26 protein-coding genes and 4 pseudogenes are annotated in these 19,231 nt (G+C 48.3%); 22 read left to right on the top strand and 8 right to left on the bottom strand.

Annotated elements, in window-relative coordinates; translation table 11 throughout:
• Positions 1 to 125 precede the first annotated feature (125 nt).
• The 3 genes and pseudogenes from FMM72_RS15930 to FMM72_RS15940 all read left to right on the top strand — a co-directional run bounded on the left by FMM72_RS15930 (position 126) and on the right by FMM72_RS15940 (position 1,742).
• Positions 126 to 818, top strand: a complete 693-nt coding sequence (locus FMM72_RS15930; protein WP_162221981.1) for an HNH endonuclease signature motif containing protein — start codon at positions 126 to 128, stop codon at positions 816 to 818.
• 152 nt (positions 819 to 970) lie between these two features.
• Positions 971 to 1,261: pseudogene (locus FMM72_RS15935) on the top strand (TraG/TraD/VirD4 family protein); the annotation flags it as partial.
• A gap of 97 nt (positions 1,262 to 1,358) precedes the next feature.
• Entirely contained in the window at positions 1,359 to 1,742 is a 384-nt protein-coding gene (locus tag FMM72_RS15940) for a TnpV protein (protein ID WP_160560745.1), read from the top strand.
• Between the two features lie 119 nt (positions 1,743 to 1,861).
• Here the strand turns inward: FMM72_RS15940 and FMM72_RS15945 are convergent, their stop codons facing one another.
• Entirely contained in the window at positions 1,862 to 2,719 is an 858-nt protein-coding gene (locus tag FMM72_RS15945) for a helix-turn-helix domain-containing protein (RefSeq protein ID WP_162221982.1), read from the bottom strand.
• Positions 2,720 to 3,032: 313 nt separating this feature from the next.
• On the opposite strand from FMM72_RS15945, the gene FMM72_RS15950 reads away from it, so the two are divergent.
• From FMM72_RS15950 to FMM72_RS15975, 7 genes are all read left to right on the top strand, one after another.
• On the top strand, positions 3,033 to 3,323 hold the full coding sequence (locus FMM72_RS15950; protein ID WP_016307607.1) for a hypothetical protein: 291 nt from the start codon (positions 3,033 to 3,035) through the stop codon (positions 3,321 to 3,323).
• Complete coding sequence (locus tag FMM72_RS15955) at positions 3,307 to 3,612, top strand: molecular chaperone (protein WP_120412423.1); 306 nt, start codon at positions 3,307 to 3,309, stop codon at positions 3,610 to 3,612. The genes FMM72_RS15950 and FMM72_RS15955 overlap by 17 nt, the downstream gene beginning before the upstream one ends.
• A gap of 493 nt (positions 3,613 to 4,105) precedes the next feature.
• Positions 4,106 to 5,494 (top strand): serine/arginine repetitive matrix protein 2, encoded by a 1,389-nt coding sequence (locus FMM72_RS15960; protein ID WP_162221983.1) that lies wholly within the window; start codon positions 4,106 to 4,108, stop codon positions 5,492 to 5,494.
• Positions 5,495 to 5,553: 59 nt separating this feature from the next.
• On the top strand, positions 5,554 to 6,180 hold the full coding sequence (locus FMM72_RS15965) for a CHC2 zinc finger domain-containing protein (protein WP_180322948.1): 627 nt from the start codon (positions 5,554 to 5,556) through the stop codon (positions 6,178 to 6,180).
• Complete coding sequence (locus tag FMM72_RS15970) at positions 6,170 to 7,528, top strand: virulence-associated E family protein (protein ID WP_022745111.1); 1,359 nt, start codon at positions 6,170 to 6,172, stop codon at positions 7,526 to 7,528. Before FMM72_RS15965 ends, FMM72_RS15970 begins: the two co-directional genes overlap by 11 nt.
• Before the next feature lie 276 nt (positions 7,529 to 7,804).
• Positions 7,805 to 7,978: a hypothetical protein gene (locus FMM72_RS17005; protein ID WP_004054174.1), complete on the top strand. Its 174-nt coding sequence runs from the start codon at positions 7,805 to 7,807 to the stop codon at positions 7,976 to 7,978.
• A gap of 109 nt (positions 7,979 to 8,087) precedes the next feature.
• Positions 8,088 to 9,743 carry a recombinase family protein gene (locus FMM72_RS15975; RefSeq protein ID WP_120439302.1) on the top strand — a complete coding sequence of 552 codons (1,656 nt, stop codon included), beginning with the start codon at positions 8,088 to 8,090 and terminating at the stop codon, positions 9,741 to 9,743.
• 103 nt (positions 9,744 to 9,846) lie between these two features.
• On the opposite strand, the gene FMM72_RS15980 is transcribed toward FMM72_RS15975, so the two are convergent.
• The 5 genes from FMM72_RS15980 to FMM72_RS16000 all read right to left on the bottom strand — a co-directional run bounded on the left by FMM72_RS15980 (position 9,847) and on the right by FMM72_RS16000 (position 12,125).
• Positions 9,847 to 10,215, bottom strand: a complete 369-nt coding sequence (locus tag FMM72_RS15980) for a hypothetical protein (protein ID WP_016286587.1) — start codon at positions 10,213 to 10,215, stop codon at positions 9,847 to 9,849.
• 61 nt (positions 10,216 to 10,276) lie between these two features.
• A complete protein-coding gene (locus FMM72_RS15985) occupies positions 10,277 to 10,807 on the bottom strand; it encodes a GNAT family N-acetyltransferase (protein WP_016284634.1) in 531 nt (176 codons plus the stop codon).
• Positions 10,808 to 10,836: 29 nt separating this feature from the next.
• Positions 10,837 to 11,325: a GNAT family N-acetyltransferase gene (locus FMM72_RS15990; RefSeq protein ID WP_016284635.1), complete on the bottom strand. Its 489-nt coding sequence runs from the start codon at positions 11,323 to 11,325 to the stop codon at positions 10,837 to 10,839.
• Positions 11,326 to 11,373: 48 nt separating this feature from the next.
• Positions 11,374 to 11,859, bottom strand: a complete 486-nt coding sequence (locus FMM72_RS15995) for a GNAT family N-acetyltransferase (RefSeq protein ID WP_162221984.1) — start codon at positions 11,857 to 11,859, stop codon at positions 11,374 to 11,376.
• A 23-nt stretch (positions 11,860 to 11,882) separates the two neighbouring features.
• Entirely contained in the window at positions 11,883 to 12,125 is a 243-nt protein-coding gene (locus tag FMM72_RS16000) for a hypothetical protein (RefSeq protein WP_004604838.1), read from the bottom strand.
• A 113-nt stretch (positions 12,126 to 12,238) separates the two neighbouring features.
• Here FMM72_RS16000 and FMM72_RS16005 point away from each other — a divergent pair.
• From FMM72_RS16005 to FMM72_RS16020, 4 genes and pseudogenes are all read left to right on the top strand, one after another.
• Positions 12,239 to 12,517, top strand: a pseudogene (locus FMM72_RS16005) (type IV secretion system protein VirD4); the annotation flags it as partial.
• Between the two features lie 2 nt (positions 12,518 to 12,519).
• Positions 12,520 to 12,672: pseudogene (locus FMM72_RS16010) on the top strand (Maff2 family mobile element protein); the annotation flags it as partial.
• A 138-nt stretch (positions 12,673 to 12,810) separates the two neighbouring features.
• Positions 12,811 to 13,086, top strand: a pseudogene (locus tag FMM72_RS16015) (helix-turn-helix domain-containing protein); the annotation flags it as partial.
• A complete protein-coding gene (locus FMM72_RS16020) occupies positions 13,046 to 13,423 on the top strand; it encodes a TnpV protein (RefSeq protein ID WP_103242552.1) in 378 nt (125 codons plus the stop codon). The pseudogene FMM72_RS16015 and the gene FMM72_RS16020, both read left to right, overlap by 41 nt.
• A 40-nt stretch (positions 13,424 to 13,463) precedes the next feature.
• On the opposite strand, the gene FMM72_RS16025 is transcribed toward FMM72_RS16020, so the two are convergent.
• The gene (locus FMM72_RS16025; RefSeq protein WP_103242553.1) at positions 13,464 to 13,790 is read right to left on the bottom strand and encodes a helix-turn-helix domain-containing protein; all 327 of its coding nucleotides are present in this window, start codon (positions 13,788 to 13,790) and stop codon (positions 13,464 to 13,466) included.
• 138 nt (positions 13,791 to 13,928) lie between these two features.
• Here FMM72_RS16025 and FMM72_RS16030 point away from each other — a divergent pair, with 138 nt between their 5' ends.
• The 3 genes from FMM72_RS16030 to FMM72_RS16040 all read left to right on the top strand — a co-directional run bounded on the left by FMM72_RS16030 (position 13,929) and on the right by FMM72_RS16040 (position 14,790).
• Positions 13,929 to 14,117, top strand: a complete 189-nt coding sequence (locus FMM72_RS16030) for a hypothetical protein (protein WP_103242554.1) — start codon at positions 13,929 to 13,931, stop codon at positions 14,115 to 14,117.
• Positions 14,099 to 14,287 carry a SymE family type I addiction module toxin gene (locus FMM72_RS16035; protein ID WP_016292393.1) on the top strand — a complete coding sequence of 63 codons (189 nt, stop codon included), beginning with the start codon at positions 14,099 to 14,101 and terminating at the stop codon, positions 14,285 to 14,287. The genes FMM72_RS16030 and FMM72_RS16035 overlap by 19 nt, the downstream gene beginning before the upstream one ends.
• 101 nt (positions 14,288 to 14,388) lie before the next feature.
• A complete protein-coding gene (locus tag FMM72_RS16040; RefSeq protein ID WP_103242556.1) occupies positions 14,389 to 14,790 on the top strand; it encodes a hypothetical protein in 402 nt (133 codons plus the stop codon).
• Positions 14,791 to 14,881: 91 nt separating this feature from the next.
• Here FMM72_RS16040 and FMM72_RS16045 read toward each other — a convergent pair whose 3' ends face one another.
• Positions 14,882 to 15,691 (bottom strand): helix-turn-helix domain-containing protein, encoded by an 810-nt coding sequence (locus FMM72_RS16045; protein ID WP_103242557.1) that lies wholly within the window; start codon positions 15,689 to 15,691, stop codon positions 14,882 to 14,884.
• Between the two features lie 652 nt (positions 15,692 to 16,343).
• On the opposite strand from FMM72_RS16045, the gene FMM72_RS16050 reads away from it, so the two are divergent.
• The 5 genes from FMM72_RS16050 to FMM72_RS16070 all read left to right on the top strand — a co-directional run bounded on the left by FMM72_RS16050 (position 16,344) and on the right by FMM72_RS16070 (position 19,080).
• On the top strand, positions 16,344 to 16,535 hold the full coding sequence (locus tag FMM72_RS16050; RefSeq protein WP_103242559.1) for a hypothetical protein: 192 nt from the start codon (positions 16,344 to 16,346) through the stop codon (positions 16,533 to 16,535).
• Positions 16,525 to 16,863, top strand: a complete 339-nt coding sequence (locus FMM72_RS16055) for a MarR family transcriptional regulator (protein ID WP_103242560.1) — start codon at positions 16,525 to 16,527, stop codon at positions 16,861 to 16,863. Before FMM72_RS16050 ends, FMM72_RS16055 begins: the two co-directional genes overlap by 11 nt.
• A complete protein-coding gene (locus FMM72_RS16060; protein WP_103242561.1) occupies positions 16,856 to 17,149 on the top strand; it encodes a DUF3847 domain-containing protein in 294 nt (97 codons plus the stop codon). The genes FMM72_RS16055 and FMM72_RS16060 overlap by 8 nt, the downstream gene beginning before the upstream one ends.
• The gene (locus FMM72_RS16065; RefSeq protein WP_103242562.1) at positions 17,146 to 17,661 is read left to right on the top strand and encodes a DUF5720 family protein; all 516 of its coding nucleotides are present in this window, start codon (positions 17,146 to 17,148) and stop codon (positions 17,659 to 17,661) included. The genes FMM72_RS16060 and FMM72_RS16065 overlap by 4 nt, the downstream gene beginning before the upstream one ends.
• Positions 17,662 to 18,540: 879 nt before the next feature.
• The gene (locus FMM72_RS16070; protein WP_103242563.1) at positions 18,541 to 19,080 is read left to right on the top strand and encodes a hypothetical protein; all 540 of its coding nucleotides are present in this window, start codon (positions 18,541 to 18,543) and stop codon (positions 19,078 to 19,080) included.
• The last annotated feature ends 151 nt before the right edge of the window (positions 19,081 to 19,231 follow it).

Below are 19,231 nucleotides of genomic sequence, written 5' to 3' on the forward strand. Positions count from 1 at the left end.
AGAAAAGGCGTCAAGAGCAACGGCACAGCAAAGTACGCGGTAGAATCGCACATGAACGATAAGGCAGTCAAGAAAGTCAAGCGGCAAACGCGGGAAATGGTGAAAGAATCCAGTCCCCGGCAAACGTGAATGAGGAATATAAAGCCATCGGAGCCTATAACGCCTATGTTTCAGGCATCCACAATTACTACCGTTATGCTACCCACATCAGCAAAGACATTCATAAAATCGCCCTCGGCATCACTCGAACCATGCAGAACAGATTGAGAGAGCGCTTGCAAAAGCAAGGAAACCCTTTGCCCGCCTACATTGCGGAGCGGTATGGAAGAAGCAAGCAAATTCGCTATGTAAGCGGACAGGCAGTTATCCCTATTGGGTATGTCCAAACCAAAGCACCGCTCTACAAACGGCGGGAAGTGAACCAGTACACGGAACAAGGCCGCAGAAGTATTCACAAAAATCTGGAATCCGTAAATATGAGCATTTTACACTACCTCATGCGGAACCCGGTACAATTTGCAAGTGTGGAACTGAACAACAACAGATTGGCACTGTATTGCGCTCAACATGGGTGCTGCGCCGTTACCAAACAGCCGCTTGAAATCGGGGACATTCATTGTCACCACAAGCTCCCGCGAGAGAAAGGCGGTAACGACCAATATGGGAATCTGGTGCTGGTTACAGAGACCGTCCATATTTTAATCCATGCCACTGATAGCGAGGTAATTGCACGCCTTGTTCAAACATTGCGGTTAAACACAAGACAGCGTGCGAAGTTAAACACTTTGCGCAAAATAGCAGGCTTATTCTCAATCTAAACGCAATCGCTCACTGAAAACTGTATCTATTTACAATTCTTTCAAAGTCGATGGAACGCCGTGTGCGGTGAAAGCCGCACGCACGGTGTGAAGCGGGGGAAAAGACGGAAAGCGGCGCTGACGCGCCGCTCAGGTCTTACCTATCGCTATTCGGGCAGATACCCAACTTCGACAAGCTGATTGCCACCATCCGGAGCCGGGAAATCTCGGCTTCTATTATTTTGCAGTCCCAAAGCCAGTTAAAGACCATCTACAAGGATGCCGCAGACACCATTGTGGGCAACTGCGACACCACCTTGTTTTTGGGAGGCAAGGAGAAATCCACCCTGAAAGAAATCTCGGAGCTGCTGGGCAAGGAGACCATCGACAGTTTCAATCAATCCGAGAACCGGGGCAGCCAGGTTTCCCACGGCCTCAACTATCAGAAATTAGGAAAGGATATGCCATACTTGTTCGTGAAGAGTTCAGTTGCCTTATAAATTCGCATGAACAGGGACACGAACAACTGGATTCTGGAAAACTGAATACAGGAGGTCACAAATGAAAGAACTGCCAGAAAGAATCCATGACGATACCAACGGTCTTGACTACGTTCTTGTGGGTGATTATTACATTCCCGCCCTGCGGCTGACGGAGGAATCCCGCCCAATCGGGCATTGGGGGCGCAGGCGTAAAGCCTATCTGGAAGAAGCCCGCCCCGCCCTTTATTGCAGCCTGCTGTTGTCCGGGAAACTCTGGACGCACCTTGCCGACGTGGACGAGCAGGCACAGGAGCGGCTTGACCTTATCATGGAGCAGATGAAAGCCGCCGAGGGCGTGACGGAGGAACTGAAAGCCCGGAACCAGCTTGCGTGGGTGCAGCATATGAACAGCATACGCAGCCGGGCGGAAGAAATTATTTATGCGGAACTGGTCTATGCGTAATGCGGCTGGCTCCTGTCTGGAAAAAGTGGCTCTAAAGCCGGAAAATTGAACATGGGACACACGATATGGTAAAGAGGACTGCTAACCCGGATTTTGCGAGAATGGCAGCCCTTTTTGCGTTATTCTTTCGTTTTTTTCTTGCCAAACAGGGACAGCAGCTTTGATTTGCCACGCTGGCTTGCGGACACGGGCAGCAGTGGGGATTTTTTAAATACACGGGCAAGGGTGATGCGCTCATCTTCCGGAAGGCTCGTGTAATCTATGCCAAATACCCGGCAGATGGTAAACGCCCGTTTTTCGTCCGCCGTGCCTTTGTGCATGAGGGCGTCCAGCAGTATCACCGGAATGTTTCTGGCAAAATCCGCTGCGGGGGTTTCCGGCTCGGCAGTGGTCTTGTCGGATTCGTGCCGGGTGCGGAGGTCTTTTACAATCCGGTCAAGGTCATCATGGATAACATGGCTGAAAAACAGTTCCTCGCTGACCTGCCCTAATTCTAAAGTACGCATATAGAGGTCGTTTTCAGGGGGCTGCCGCTGTTCTATGACGGACTGCCTTGCTTTTTCCAGAACTAAGTTCATGTCATGGATACGCATATCCGCAATCCGGTCAATGCAGACTTCCATATCCGTCAGCAGGCGCAGGAATCCGGGATGGCAGACAAACTCACAGAGGAGCCGGTTGTTCAGTGCGCCGCTTTTTAACAAATCAACTGTGGAATCATTCAAGTGCAGCTCATGCAGGGCGGTGTTCGGGTGGTTCTTATTTTCGGTCAGCCCCATGAGGTAGTCCATGGAAAGACCGTAGTATTCCGCCAGCTTTGCAAGGTTGAACGGGCTTATATCTGTGCATTTGTCGGATTCATATTTTCCCAGCGTGGCTCTCGCTATGCCCGTTGCCTTTTCCAGTTCCGCAAGGGTCATGCGGCGGCTGGTTCTCTCGTCTTTCAATTTCTCCTGAAGCGTCAGTTTTATATACATTGCGCCCCTCCTCTCAAAACAGGGTTTGTGACCATTATAGCACAGGGCGTTTCCGAAAGCGTGGAAATTTTGGCTTTTCGGGAAATTTTCCAGCCTTTCGGACATACGGGGGAAGCCGGTTTATTTTGATAAGATTTCAGTGTCACAGGACATTGAAAACAGAATGACCGGCTGCAAGTGATACCGTTCCCGGAGAAGTAGTGCCATGACAGGAGCATACCAAAGGAACGGAAAACGCTGGGGTGATTCCGGGCAGGAACGGATTGCAGGCAAAACGGCAGGGAAACAAACTATCAATTATGGAGGAAGGAACATGAAGTTAAGCATTGAGGAAAAGAAGATTTTATATGCCTTTGGGTGCGGGAGCCATGAGAACACCGTCCGCAGGCTGAAATGGGTCACTGCCCTGACGGTGGATGAAAAGGTGAAACGCCGGGTGCTGTGCCTGGCAAGGAAGCTGGATGACGGCGGAGCCGGGGAATGGTATCCCTGTTTTTACCGCCATCTCCGTTTGGAAATGGAAAGTTATTTTGAAGCAAAGAAGTATATCCGCATGGTGGAAAAAAGCACAGACTGGGAGGAAGTTTATGGGAAAGCCGTCTAAGTATGAAAAGGAAACTATCGTAAATTTCAACGAGGGTGAGAAGGAAGCCAGTATTTACACATTCAATGCGGACTTGAAGCGGCGGCTGGCGGAGTTCAGCAAAAAATATCCGCTCCTGTGCCGTTTGGAGAAGTCCACGCCGGAAGGGAGCGTGACCTATGTTCTGGATAAGTCCCGGCTGTCTATCCGGCTGGTTCCGCCTTACAGTGAGGAACGGCGGGCGGCGGCGAGGGCATATGCCAAAGAACACGGCTTCAAGTCCATGCCGGGCGGGAAGGATATTGCCTGATTTGGGGGCGTTTTACGGTCAAAACAACGGGTGCGGAGCCGGTATTTTCCCCGTGGTTCACGGTAGAGGTATCAGACATCAGGGAAGCCCCGGACGGCGGAAATGCCTGTTTTGGGCGTGTTTTTCCGGCTGTCATGGGGAATGGCTGCGGTTTCTGTAGGAAATCAGAACGAGCGCGGCGCGTTCTGATTTTCTGATACGGAAAAAGGGAGCCGTCTTTGACGTGGGCGGGCGCAGCGCACTCACGTTGGCGGCAACCTTTTATGCGGGGTACAGGGGCGCAGCAGCCCTGTTGGGGTCAAGGGGCAACGCCCATTGGCGGGTTAAGGGCGGCAGTCCTTATCGGGTCAAGGGTGAAACGCCTTGCCCAGCTAGAGTTGGCGCTTGCGCCAATTCGTACTGGGTATTACCTGACGCAAGCCCCGCAGGTTCGGCAGCTTCGCAGCCCTCCCGCCAGCCCGGGAATCGGTAAAAAGGAAAGGGGGATTTTGGATTGAAACTGACACGGCACAACGGACGCTCCGGCAAAAACGGCACGTACAACCCACGCCACAATGACCGCCGCTTTGACGTGGAAAACAGCGGTCATATTGATTCGGAGCGGGCAAAGAAAAATGTATACTGGGACTGCTACCGGGGCTATACCACCGCCGGGAGCCGGGAGGATTCTTCCCAGCCGGATTTCAGCTTTGAGCAGATAGAACTGGCTTATTACACCGAGAATTATTCGGATTTCATTGAAGCCCAGAACGCAAGGAACGAGAAGAACCGGCACACGGAACGCAACCGCACGGTGGAGGATTTGTTAAAGAACAATAAGACCTGCCCGGAGGAAAGCATTTACCAGATTGGGACGGTGGAGGAATCCGTCCCGCCGGAAACCTTGTTCCAGATTGTGAATGAGTTTTATGCAGAGTTTGACCGGCGTTTTGGTTCCCACGTGCATCTTCTGGACTGGGCGCTCCATCTGGACGAGGGGACACCGCATATCCATGAGCGCCATGTATTCGATTGCAAAAACCGGTATGGGGAGTTATGCCCCCAGCAGGAAAAGGCGTTGGAAGAACTGGGAGTGCCGCTCCCTGAACCGGATAAGAAAAAGGGAAGGAACAACAACCGCAAGCAGACTTTTGATGCGGAGTGCCGGAAGATGCTTTTCCGTATCTGCGCCGCACATAACCTTCACTTGCAGGCAGAGCCGTCCTACGGCGGGCGGGATTATCTGGAAAAGCAGGACTTCATCATTGAAAAACAGAAGAAAATACTCTCCGCACAGGGGGAAGCCTTGACGAAAAACACCGTAGCCATAGCGGAGCAGGAAAAGAAGTTTGATAAAGCCGCAAAAGCCGTTTCAGAAAAAGAAAAGGAACTGGAAAAGCAGGAGGGGCTGATTGCGGAAAAAGGGCGGGAACTTTCGGAAAAGCAGGCGGCACTTGCCACTGTCACCATGAAGATTGCAGACATGGAATCGCTGGTGGAGGAAGTGGCGGACACGGCTTATGAGAAAGCCTGCGAAGTTGTGGCGGATACCGTCCGGGCGGAAACGCAGAAGGAGGACATCCGGGCGGTGGAGGATTACAAAAAGTGGCTGGCTTCGCCGGAACGGAAAGCCCCGCAGGAGAAAAGGGATTTCGCCGTGAAGTGCCTGTGTACGGTTCAGGAGCAGATTAAAAATGCGGCGCAGAAAGTGTTAAGGAAAGTCCAGTCTGCGCTCCAAAAGCCGGAGGTGAGCCGTGCAAACAAGGAGCAGATTAAAGAGAAGGCAAGGGAATCCATGAAGGACAGGCTCGCAAGGGGGAAAATAGAAGCTGACCGGGTGAACCGGGAGCGCATGGAGCGCAGGAACGTAAGGGCAGCAACAAAAAAAGATATGGAGATTTGAAGCATTTGCTTTCCGCTGTGGAAATGGCAGATGCTTTTTTATTTCCGGGAAGGGACGGTATGAATGTATTTGAAGCAGTAAAGGAAAATGTAACGGCAAGGCAGGCGGCGGAAATGTACGGCATCCGGGTGAACCGGAACGGCATGGCGTGCTGCCCTTTCCATGATGACAGGAATCCCAGCTTGAAGGTGGATAAGCGGTTCCACTGTTTCGGCTGCCAGGCGGACGGGGACGTGATTGACTTTGTGGCAAGGCTTTACGGGCTGCCCGGTCTGGAAGCGGCGAAAAAGCTGGCTTCGGATTTTGGCATTTCTTATGACAGCCGGGGGCGGGCTTCCCCAAAACCGGCAAGATGGAGCGTGTCGGCAGAACTGCGGTTCTTGCAGGCGGAGCGGAAATGCTTCCGGGTGCTTAGTGATTATCTCCATCTGTTGGAGCGGTGGGAAACGGCATATGCGCCGAAATCGCCGGGGGACGGGTGGAACCCGCTGTTCGTGGAAGCCATGCAGAAACGGGAGTATGTGGGTTATCTTTTAGACACGCTGCTGACCGGGACAAAGGAGGAAAAAGCCGCAGTCATCACGGGGCATGGGAAGGAGGTGGAACGGATTGAGCGGAGGGTATCAAAGTTTGCCGCCAGAGGTCAGGCAAGCCGTGGGAACAGCCGTAGACAGCATGGACGGTGAAAAGACGGTGGGGGAAGTCCGGCAGATGCTGGAAACCACCCAGAAGGGGCAGACCGCCAACACGCCGGGGAATTACAGGGCGGTGTTTTTGCATGACCCGCTGCTTCGAGGGGCGTTCAGCAGCAACCTCCTGACTGACCGGGTTGACATTGTGAAGCCCCTTGGCTGGTATCGGGACGGGAACCGGCTGACGGACGTGGATATTCAATATTTAGTTCTGTATTTGGAGGAACACTACGGGCTGACATCAGAGAAGCGGATTGAGGGGGCTATCAAGGTAGCCGCCAATGAATACCGGTATCACCCTGTCCGTGATTACCTGAACAGCCTGCAATGGGACGGGACGGAGCGGGTGCGCTATGCCCTGCGCCATTTCCTCGGTGCGGAGGTGAGCGATTACAATTACGAAGTCCTCCTGCTGTTCATGCTGGGGGCGGTGGCACGGGTATTCAAGCCGGGGACAAAGTTTGAGGTCATGCTCTGTCTGGTGGGCGGTCAGGGAGCCGGGAAGTCCACCTTCTTCCGGTTCCTTGCTGTCCGTGATGAGTGGTTTTCCGATGACCTGCGGAAGCTGGACGATGACAACGTATACCGGAAGCTGCAAGGGCATTGGATTATTGAAATGTCGGAAATGATTGCCACGGCGAACGCAAAGAGCATTGAGGATATTAAGTCCTTTTTGAGCCGCCAGAAGGAAACCTACAAAGCCCCTTATGAAGTCCACCCAAAAGACCATAAGCGGCAGTGCGTGTTTGCCGGAACTTCCAACACGCTGGACTTCCTGCCCCTTGACCGAACCGGGAACCGGCGTTTCCTGCCGGTGCAGGTGCAGGCGGAAGCGGCGGAGGTTCACATTCTGGAAGATGAAGCCGCTTCCAGAGCCTACATCGGGCAGATGTGGGCGGAGGTCATGGAGGTTTACCGGAAAGGCGATGTAAAGCTGAAACTAAGCCCAGCAATGGAGCGGTATCTGAAAGAACACCAACGGTCATTCATGCCGGAGGACACCCTAGCCACCCGGATTCTGAACTTCTTGGACGGGTACGGCGGGAAGATGGTATGCTCCTTGCAAATCTACCATGAAGGGCTGGGACACCCGGATTATGAGGAACCGAAGCAGTATGACATTCGTGATATTAACTCCATCATGAAGAATTATGCGGCGGGCTGGAAAGCCTTTGAGAATCCACGGCATTTCCCGCCGCCCTATAACCGGCAGAAGGGCTGGGAACGGGCGGAGCCGCCTGACAACGGAGGGCATGGGAAATCGGGTTTCCAGCCTTTGCCCGAAGGGGAAGCCGTCCAGCTTGGGCTGCCGGAGGAATGGCTGGAAGGAGAAAAGCCATAGCCGGTTGCCAGCTGGTTGCCCCTCCCGTTGTCAAGCCCGTTGCCGGGAAGAGAGCCTGCAAATGCCGTATTTCCGGGCTTTTTCTTTTCCTGACAACGAAAGCAACGGAAAAATAGAAAGAAAATCAATCAGGACAGGAAACGGGAAGCCGGGTTTTGTGTGCGGGGTTTTTTAACGTCCGTTGTCAGACCCCGTTGTCAGGCTCCCACCTGCCCGGCAGCACACGACACACGCCCGGACGGAGCCGTCCGGGTATCTTTATGGAGGTAAATGCCTATGGCAAAACAAGCAGACCGCCCGGCGCAGAGCCGGAACAAAAAGAAAAAGGTGCAGTTTATCGTGTCCCGTGAGTTTGCGGGCAGCCAGACCATGCAGGAAGCTTTTGAGCAGCTTATCGAGAGGCAGACCTGTGAGCGGTTCGAGGAATGGCAGAAACGGCAGGCAGGCTAAAGGGCGGAAACCGGAGAAAAACCGGGAATCTTGCAGAAAACAGTTGAACAAATGGCGGGGGCATGGTATTATCATGGTATCGTGTCCCTGTTCATAGAAGGAGAAGCCTATGAGCAGGAAAAATCATCTATCGAATCAGAAAATAACCGCCCTCTATTGCAGGATTTCCCTTGATGACGGCAGCCAGAATGAAAGCATGAGCATCTCCAACCAGAAACTTATGCTCAAAGATTACGCTGAAAAGAACGGTATGCCCCGGTACGAGTATTACGTGGACGACGGGTATACGGGAAGGAATTTCAACCGCCCTTCGTTTAAGCGTCTGATTGCCGACATTGAAGCGGGGAAGGTGGGCTGCGTGATAACCAAAGACCTTTCAAGGCTTGGGAGGAACTATATTGAAGCGGGCAGTTATATCGAAATCTTTTTCCCAAAGCACAATGTAAGGTATATTGCGGTCACGGACGGCGTGGACAGCCTGACCCGTCAGGAGATGGATATTACGCCGTTCAAAAATATCCTGAATGACATGTACAGCCGGGATATTTCAAAGAAAGTGCTGGCTGGTCGCATGACACGCTCACGTCAGGGGAAGTTTGGCGGCGGGCAGCCGCCCCTTGGCTTGATGCGTGACCCGGAGGAAAGGGGACACCTTATCCTTGACCCGGAAACAGCGCCTACTATCCGTAAAATCTATGACCTTGCCTTAAACGGCTGGGGGTGTATGCGGATAGCCAAACAACTGATGGAGGATAAAATCCCCATCACACGGGTAAAAAGCAATACGGAATGTGACGTGAATTATTATTCGTGGGGGAGCGCAAGGATTAGCCATATCCTGCGGAACCCGTTTTACAAGGGCGCACATCTTGTCTGCCGGACGCACCAGAAGGGAATCCGCTCCAATACCTATGACATCATTCCCCGTGAGGAATGGGAAGTCCTTGAGGGCTGCCATGAAGCCATCGTAAGCCCGGAGGACTGGGAGAAGGTGCAGGAACTGATTGACCGCCGCCCTCCCATCATGGAGGGGAACGCCTGCCCCTTCTATAACCTGTTCCACGGCATTATCTACTGTGCCACCTGCGGGAAGTCCATGCAGGTACGCTATGAGAAAGTAGGCAGAACCGGGAAGAACCGCTTTACCGGCGAGGAACGGGAGCCGATAGACAAGGCGTATTATATCTGCCAGACGTATAACCGGCTGGGGAAGAACTCCTGCACCAGCCATAAGGTGGAAGCCAGGGATTTGTACAATCTTGTGTTGAGGGACATTCAGGAACTTGCAACAATGGCGCTTAAAGACGTGGAATCGTTCTACCAGCGGATTAGCAGCCGTATGGAGCGGCGGTATCTGGCGGACGCTTCGGAGATGGAGAAGGAGCGGGGACGGCTGGAAGCAAGGAACCGGGAGATTGACGATATGTTCCTGAACCTGTATACCGACAAGGCAAAGGGAATCCTGTCCGAGCAGCGTTTTGTGAAGCTGACGGCGGTAATGGAGCGGGAACAGGAGGAAAACCAGAAGCAGCTTAAAGAATTGGCACTCTCCCTGCGCCGTTCCAATGAGCAGGAAAGCGATGTCCGCACCTTTATCCGTGAAATCCGGCAGTATGCCACGATACAGGAATTGGACGAGGGTATCTTAAACCGCCTTATCAGCCGGATTCTGGTGGGTGAGGTGAAAAAGGTTGACGGGGAGAAGTTTCAGGAAATCAAAATCATTTATAACTTTGTCGGGGAGATACCGGCGGTAACAGAATAACGGCAATGCCCTTCTCTCTTTTTGGGGGAAGGGTTTTCTTTTTGTCTGTACACGAAAAAGAAGCCGGGTTTCCTACTCTCCGGCTTCCAGAAAAAACTGGGATTTATTTGATAGGTGTCCCAATGCGTTTATCCAATCTCCATTGTGGTGCCATTCCATCATCGGCATAATATTCGTCCATTGCTGTAATTTTATCGTTTTTTGTTTGAATAAACGAAGTCACATGAAAAGAAATACTTCTATCTTTGGGATAGATACGAACAACTGTAATAATTAAATCATTCACAATTTCTACTCTTTCAACGAGTCCGTCCCATTCTCCGGGGTACTCACAATTCGCAACAATATATTCATCCACCGTAAAATGCTCGTTGGTGCAATGCCAATTTACATAGGCTTCTGCATGAAAGTATTTTCTAATTTCTCTTTCATCTTGGGCAAGAACGGCTTTCCAAAATTGTTCTATATTCATAATTTTCTCCTTTAAATTGCGATTTCCCAGTATGTCAAACTGGAAATGGTTGAGAAAGACACTATATTGAAATCCAAAATCTTTGAATAATGCCACTTTTACTTAATCCCACTGTATCAACAATTTCATTTTCCATCACTCCACCGTTTTTAATAATCGTCCTTTGCGAAGCTACATTTCGCTTATCGCAGGTTACTAAAACCTTGCTTTCTCCAAACGCACGGCAAAAAGGTAAAACTAATCCCAGCATTTCAGACGCATAACCTTTTCGTCTTTCTGACGGACGAACACTATATCCAATATTACCCCCAAAATTTTTGAGAAAATCCGATAATGGGTGTCGAAAATCAATCATACCAACAACAAAATCGTCTTTTCGCCTTACCGCTAAAAACACTTCTGATGGAACATATCCGCTTTTATATTTTTCTCTTAATCTTCTCTCAAAGTCAATCCACTCATCAAATGATTGGACATCTTCAAGACCTGCACAACCATCAAAACTATCTCCACATTGTAACATTTCTTCTTTATATGACATGACTTGTTTTGCATATAGTTTAGATGGCCTAACCAACATCAATTCACGCATCACATTCATCCTCACAAATTTGAATTTATCTATACAAGGAAATACAATACCTCTCTTATATCTTTCCCACCGATATTATCATCCCGAAATACTTCTGAATAAATAAATCCGTTTTTTTCATAAAATTTTCTTGCTCTATGATTATCCTCCAAAACCCATAAAAGCACTTTACTAAATCCGCATTGTTTTAATTCTTTAATACACTTGTTAAGCAATAACCTACCGTATCCTTTTCCAATGTAATCAGGCAAAAAATATATGGAAACGATTTCTCCATATTCGCTGTATTTTTCCCATCTTGATTTACAGAAACTTGCAGTACCTATAAGACGCCCATGTTCTATCAGAACAAGGTTATTCATACCAATTTTATTGATACTATTAGCCCATTGCCCCGTTGGAATACTATTAAGATAGTTTTGAGGAATAATGTTTTTATATGCGTATTTCCAACTACTTTCATATATTTTGCTTATTTCAAGAGGATTATCATCTTTGGTGATGTATCTAATCTCCATTTCAACAACTCCTTAAATACCGATTTGTTCAAATCTATAAACTGGAATCTATCTATTTTCCATAATCAATTCTTTGCACTTCCATTCCTCACCCAGAATACAATATCTTTCTGTTRTATCAAGAACTACGTCGCTAAAACCGACTGCCTTATAACAGTAATAAGCTGGAAGATTATTCTCAAAAACACCCAATGATACTTTTTTTGCTCCATATATTTCAAATGCAAATTTTAGACCTAACTGGAGCATAGCTTTTCCATAGCCTTTTCCTCTCTTGTGAGGATTTATAATAACAAATCCAAAGCGTAATTCATCCAAAGATTCATCAGGATTCCTTAGTGTAAAAAAACCAACAATTCCAGTTTCATCAAATGCAGTAAACGGCATTAGAGATTCAACAAAGCAAAATTCATTTTGTGTTATTGGGTAATTACCAAGTACACCTGCTGTCCATTGATAAAATGCTTTTTCATCTTGACACCACGATAATATCGTATCTACATCCGAAGCTTTATATGGTCTTATTCTAATCATATATTTTCCCTCGCAAATTTGAATTATAGCAATCGGCTAACCAAATTAAATGCTGTGACTGCATAAACAAAAATTGCTACTCCGCCAAAAATAGCAGCATCTGTTTTCGATTTTTTATCATAGCATTCTTTCGCATTTAATGACATAACTAATCCCATAAACACAAACATAATAGGTAACGTTATATCATAAGGCAGTAATTTCATCAATCCAATAGAACCAAAAACAACTGTCAGAACCGAAAATACTATTTTCCAAATACGCATATATATTTCTCCTTATATTCTGATTTGCTATAGTTTAGCACATTTATAGAACATCTACAAGATTCCGTGTATGAAAAAGCAAAAGGAATGAATTCTTCACTTGACAATGTGTCAAAGAGCTGATGACCCAGGACGAGATCGCGGTGATGGACGGAGGCAAGTGTATTTTGCAGCTTCGAGGGGTGCGGCCGTTTTTCAGCGACAAGTTTGATATAACGAAGCATCCCCGCTACAAGTACCTTGCCGACGCCGACAAGAAAAACACCTTTGATATTGAACGGTACATGAAACGCAGACCGGCCATCGTGAAGCCGGACGAGCCTTTCGATCTGTACGAATTGAAAGCCACCGACCTTCAACCCGACAATTCAACTGAACGAAAGGAAATGTGAATATGAGCTTTTTTACTAACGCTATCGACGTTTTGCAGACTCTGGTCATCGCCCTGGGCGGCGGCCTGTGCGTATGGGGCGGCATCAACCTTCTGGAAGGTTACGGCCAGGACAACCCTGCCTCCAAGAGCCAGGGTATCAAGCAGGTCATGGCTAATTAGAGGTAATCAAAAGAGGAAAGGAAAAGCACAATCCAGACGGAACCGGCGATACCGTCAAGAAATATTTGTGAGTTAGCAAGAAACCTGATATAATGGGGGCAAGCGCCCATCCGGGGCAGAAAGGCAGGGAGAAACATGCACATCAGCTACAAACCGCTCTGGCACACACTGATAGAGCGCAACATGAGGAAAGAAGATTTAAGGCTTGCCGCTGGCCTGACCACAAATATGATTGCCAACATGGGCAAAGAAGGGAAACATATCAGCATGGACACACTTGCCCGTATTTGTGAAACACTGGATTGTGGCATTATGGACGTGATTGAGCTGGCCAGTGACGAGCCTTCCGCCACAGGAGGGAACGATAATGGAAAAACTGAAAGAAAGAATCACAGAGAACGGCATTGATTATATTCTGGCAGGTGATTACTATATCCCGGACTTGAAGCTGCCGGAGGAGAACCGCCCCATCGGACGCTATGGGAGGCTGCACCGGGAATATCTCAAACAGGAGCATCCGGCACGGTACAGTTCCCTTATTTTGACCGGGACATTATGGATATACCTTGCCGACCTGAACGAGCAGGCGGAAGAACGGCTTAACTTAATCATTGAGCAGATGAAAGCCGCCGAAGGAGTGACCGAGGAACTGAAAGCCCGGAACCAGCTTGAATGGGTAGGCCGGATGAACAATATCCGCAACCGGGCAGAGGAAATCATAAACAGTGAGTTGATTTATATTTGATTGGATGTGGAAAGACCAGCCGACTACCCGGCTGGTCTTTCTAACCTTCCCTGCGCTCCAATACCGCCCGAATCATGGCAACGGCGATTTCCTGCTGGCTGGGCGACGTGCTTTCCCACAGCTCTGCCAGCTCCCGTATCTTGCTGACCTCATTATCTTCCAGCGCATCCCGCAGCAGATAATCAGGGGAGATTTTCAGTGCGTTGCAGATATTGATAAATACGGGCAGACTGGGAACCTTTATCCCGCCTTCAATCTGCCGGAGGTAAGTTGCGTTGATATTGCACAGCTCCGAGAGCCTGTCCGCCGTGAATCCCCGGTCTTTCCTCACCATGTTGATACGTTTGCCTAATCCTTTACCTTCCATAATGCCACCCATTTCATAAGCTATTAGCATTTATTTTGTACACTTTTAGACTACATCACACTTAGGGATTGCAATAGATTCTAAAAGACTATATAATATTAGCTAGTAGACTATAAACTATGAAAGGGGAACAACAGAATGGAACTGAACTATTTTAGGGACAGGCTTTTTGATTTACTAAACGACAGTGAAGGGATGGGGATTGTTGACCTGAACGCAGATGAGCGGAACAGCCTGCTCACTGTCAGGACAGAGGACGGGAATGTATTTGAAATCGTATGCCGACAGGCAGCGGGGAAGGAGGACGGATGGACGACCGCAAACTGACTGTATGCTATGGACGTGGCAATTACAAGCAATCTCCGCCGCAGATTCTTTTACAAGGTAAGTGGCTGGAACAGGCTGGATTCTCCGCAGGGGACAAAATCACCGTGAAATGCCAGCAGGGGCAGCTTATCATCACAAAAAACGGAACAAGAGCAGATTCAACAGAATAATGTTTATGATACAATGATTTTTTCGGAAAATCTATTCCCTCTGGAAAGTGACTGCGGTATAATGAAGCTATCGACAAATCGGAATAGGGAGGTAAATTTATATGAGTGATTTTGCTATTCGTTTTCTTAATAGTGAAGGGGAACCTATTACACAAGAAACTGTAGACAAACTGGTGTGCAAAATTCGGGAAAATCATTGTAGGTCTGCATGGTTAGCTTTGGATGAATATGGCGAAGAGGATTTTCTATCTGTAGATATTGAGAATGATTGGGCGGCTCTGGCTTTTAACACATATGGTGAAGATGAAGAGGCTCATATGTATATGCCTGTCAATTCCGAATATGGTACATCCAAAGAGGACGCTCCTGTAAATATCAGCGGACAGACTCCAGTTCTCAAGCGAAATGCGCTCAATGATTTGAATCTGGTTGCTGAATGTGTTCTCCATTTTGCTAAAACAGGAGAGCTGTATCCAAAGTTGAAGTGGGAGGAAGTAGCGTAAAAAACACAACTTCCAGTTTGTGCGCTTAAAAATTGAATAAGAACCACCCAAAATGCCGTTGCATGGAAAAATCCCAAGCAACGGCATTTCCTTATCTCCGTTTCATTCTGCTCAACGGTGAATCCTTATATGCCGGAGTTTTCTTCATAACATTTTTCAGAACCGTGCGCTCCTGCTCCGACAGCTTCTCATACCGGATTTGTAGCTGCGTACACATCAGGGCAGTGAACACATCCAGATAGGAACCCGGCACGGCCAGCGCCTTCTTTGCGTCCTTGATTAGCTTCATGCCATTGGAGCCGTCCGGCGCACTATCCGTATCATTCTTGTGCGTTTCCCTTATGGCATGGAGGATAGTGTCCCAAGTCCGGTGCGTGACCTGACAGAAATAATCTTCTTCCTGTACCTGCATAGCTTCCAACGCCTTTAACGCAGCATCTTCCTCCACCGGCTGATATTGGGAAAGGACTTGCCCCCGCAGGACTTCCAGAAGGCTGTTGAAGTTTTGGAAGTGGGCGGTTGCCACACCATCTACATAAATTTCCGTGTCCGTCATCAGGGTAATAAAATCCTCATGTGTGGCAATCTCACACAGCAGCCGGTTGTTGATACGCCCGCTTTTCAACAGCTCCACCATGCTGTCACTCAAATGCAGCTCCGTAAGTTCCATGCCCGGATGGTTCCGGTTCTCTGTCAAGCAGAGCAGGTAATCCGTTGACACACCGTAAAACTTTGCCAGCTCCACAAGGTTTTTGTGGCTGATTTCCTTTAGTTCGTCATTCTCATAGCTTCCCAAGGCTGATTTGGAAATCCCCGTAACCGCCGCCAGTTCCTCTAATTTTAAATGCCGCTCCGTCCTTAAATCCTTTAACCGCTCCTGAACCGTTATCCCCTGTTTCATGGCTTCCTGCTCCTTTCCAGCGGCCAGCTTTTGCCGCCATCCCCATTGTACCACATATCCATGCCGGGCGCATTTCCCTTTGTGATTCTTTTCAAAGGCGCAAAATGCGCTTTTGATTTGCCCGGATTTTCAGAAGTGCAAAATGCACATCTGATTTTTGCACCCGTCCAGCAGGAAGCCTTTTCCGCAATCGTGGAATTTTTCAGATTTTGGGCTTCATTCCTGATTCGTGGACATACGGCACATGGTACAAAAATGTCATATGATATAGGCAGTTCATCGATGGATTATTCCAATCGAATGACCGGCCTGTATGGGATATGCTCCCCGGCGATGTAACGCAACGACTTCCGGCAGGGAAACGGAGGAACCCTGACCGGAACGAGCGTACCAAGGAGAGCGAAACGCCGCCAAAGACGGGGGCAGGAACGACAGCAGAGGGAACCGGCAAAATGAACACCGAAACGATACCGAAACACAACAATTTCACGGGGCATAGTCTGCCCTGTCCGTAATACTAAGGGGGATTTTGGGGCGGCTCTACGGCTGTATTTCCCCTGAAAATCGCCCCGAAACGATACACAAAAAACCACTGCCCGCCCATTCCGGCTGTTACTGCTGAATCGGGCGGTTTTTCTATGAAGGAGGCACCATGCCGAGAATGTCAAAGAAGTTGAAGAAAGAGCTTGCTTTCTTCCTGAACGACCGGGGGCGCAGAAGCTACAATGAACTCTGCCGGAAATGCCAGCATGAATGTAAGCAGGGTTTCCGGGCTGTCATTATCGACTGCCCCCGCTACCAATCCAAACGAGCCAAAAGGAGGACACCATCCAATGAATTGTGAATTTATGATAGCCAGTACGCCCCTGCCGCCCTGTATGCCGCTCCCAAAGGCAATGCTCCGGCTTCCGGTCAGCAATACGGCAAAGGTCATGTACGCCCGCCTGTTGGATGAAATCCTGACAAGGGGAACCGAGGACAGCAACAGGATTCTGTTCATCCGCTTCCCCGTCATGGAGATAGCGGCGGCACTCTCCCGAAGCCCCCAGACCTGCAAGCGTTCACTGAACGAGCTGGAACAGGCCGGGATGATTATGCGTGTCCGTCAGGGCATCGGGGAGGTCAGCCATATGTATATCCTGCTCCCGAAGGAGGACACCGCCCATGAATGAAAAGCTGGAAAAACTGAATCAGGAAATTGAAAAGACCGAAGCCAGACTGCGGCGGGCGCAGCATAAGGAGAAAATGCTGGAACACCAGATAAAGACGCTGAACCGGAAGGAACGGACACACCGGCTATGTACCAGAGGGGCTATGCTGGAAAGCCATCTCCCCCACCCGGAATCCGTGACGGATGGGCAGGTCAGCACCATCTTAAAAGTCCTGTTCTGCCGGAGCGACACCAAACGTCTTGTGGAACAGGTTCTTGCAGAAAACTGGAAGGAGGACGCAGAGTGAAATTTTCAAAAAGTGAACTGGACATCATCTATCAATATGCCGCACCGACCAAGGCGGAAACCCTTGCGGGCATGAAAGAAACCGTGCCGGTGATAAAGGACTTACTGACAAAGGCAATCGTGGAGAACGCCATCCGAAAGCTGGAAAAGATACCGGAGCCGGAGTGCAGCCAGTTTGTTGCCGCCACAAAAGCCCGGTTCCTTGCAGAGCGTGACAATTCCATCCGCCAGCGGCTTGCGGCGGCAAAGGCACAGGAGCCAATCATGCAGGGGCATGACCTGTTAGGGATAGAACGGTTCCACCCGGAAACCCGGCACATGATTACGCTGGAAGTACAGAAGCAGTGCTTTGTCGGTTTTAAGGGGGAGCGGTTCCGTTTCTTCCTCTCCGATGAAGGCTACCGGAACGCAAAACGCAGCGAGCAGGAAGGGGAAATCAAGATAAAGAGTCATGCTGCCGTTGTCGCCGGGAAGCTCTATCCCGACAAGAAGCCGAAACAGCAGGAACGGTAAAAAGCCCGTTCCAGAATCAAAGTGCGCCGGGCGCGTCTTGATTTTGCAAGGGAAGTTTTAACGTGGACGAGTCAGGCGCGCTCACATTGGCGGCTTTCCATGTGTGAAAAATCAGAACGAGCCGGGCGCGTTCTGATTTATGCCGCCTATGGCGTAATTGGTACGGCTGATTTCCAACTGCCATAAACTCCACTTGCAATTTTGGCTTCCAAAGCGACAAGCTGGAAAATCCCCCTCTGAAAGAGGGCGCATTATCCGAGATAAAAACTTATCCGAGGTAAATTGATTAAATCCGATGAATACAGCATTTGAAAACGATTATCTCGGATAATTAACCCCGCTTTCAATTGTGGGTGATTTGTACTTATCCGAGATAATTGGGTAAATCACACCTTTGCCTCTGATAATTTTTGAAATGGCAGTTGCTCTTTTCATAAATAATTATCCGAGGTAATTTCTTTGAAAGCCTTTCATATCGGTAGCTTTGAGAGTTACTTTGGATAATTGGAAATCTCGGATAATGCGCCCTATCCGAGTTCTTGGATAGGGCGCAATTATACACCACCCAGAGGTTGGTGAATTGCGTTCTCCGAAGGCTCCTTGCCGGAGGGCTGTGATTTTCCGCAGTCATGGTCTGCTCCAAATCAAACAGGGGACGCTACGCTTCCCCTGCACTGGCTGCCGCCAGCTACCCTTTTGCCTTTGAATAATCGAATAAATTTATTAGTTTTTTGTTGTGCTTATTCTATAATGATATTGACATAAATAAAAAAATATAGTAGAATATGCACAAAAAGAGGAAAAGGGAGGGATACTGATGATTTTATAAAATAAGCCGTAATTGTAATCTATGTGTAATAATGATTAAGGAGGATACCCATGAAGAAGTTTTTAACATTTTTATTAACTTGTGTTCTTTTTATTACATCTTCAATGCCAGTTTTTGCAATGACAAATGATAAAGTTTCTACAGAAACGCAAGTTGAAATTCCAGTTTTACAGTTTGACAGTAAGGAAGATTTTGAACAATATTGTTATACTCTTTCAAAAGAGAAATCAACCAGAGGGGCAACCGTTATTTATGCTTCCGTGATTAGAGATGGCACAAGTGAGGATTGTGAGTTATACCTATTGTGGGAAGGTGACGAAATGTACAATGCTTTTAGATATAAAAAAATACAGGTTAAAAGTGCTAACCTATTATCAAGTAAAGTTTATAAAACATTTGGAGACGGCACCAATTACACTACCAAAAATACAACCGCTGCGTCTGTTGGGTCTGTAAAAATAGGTGATTTCAAATTAGATAGTGATATTGAAAAAGTTAAAGTAACTTCAAAAGGCTTACAGGGGTATAATATGAAATCTCTATCATGGTTATCAGGAGTAGAATTTTCGGGAACTGTTACCATTAATTAAGCAGGAAAAATATATATTATGAAGCAAAGATATGAATTTATAAGAAATTATAAATCTCAAATTATTCCGTGTTTTAAATCTTTTGAGGAAACATTGAAATGGTTGTCTGAAAAAGTTGATATTATAGAAATACCATTAAGTAGTTTTACAA

The organism is Anaerotruncus colihominis (assembly GCF_010206195.1).
GTDB classification, from domain to species: Bacteria; Bacillota; Clostridia; order Oscillospirales; family Ruminococcaceae; genus Anaerotruncus; species Anaerotruncus colihominis_A.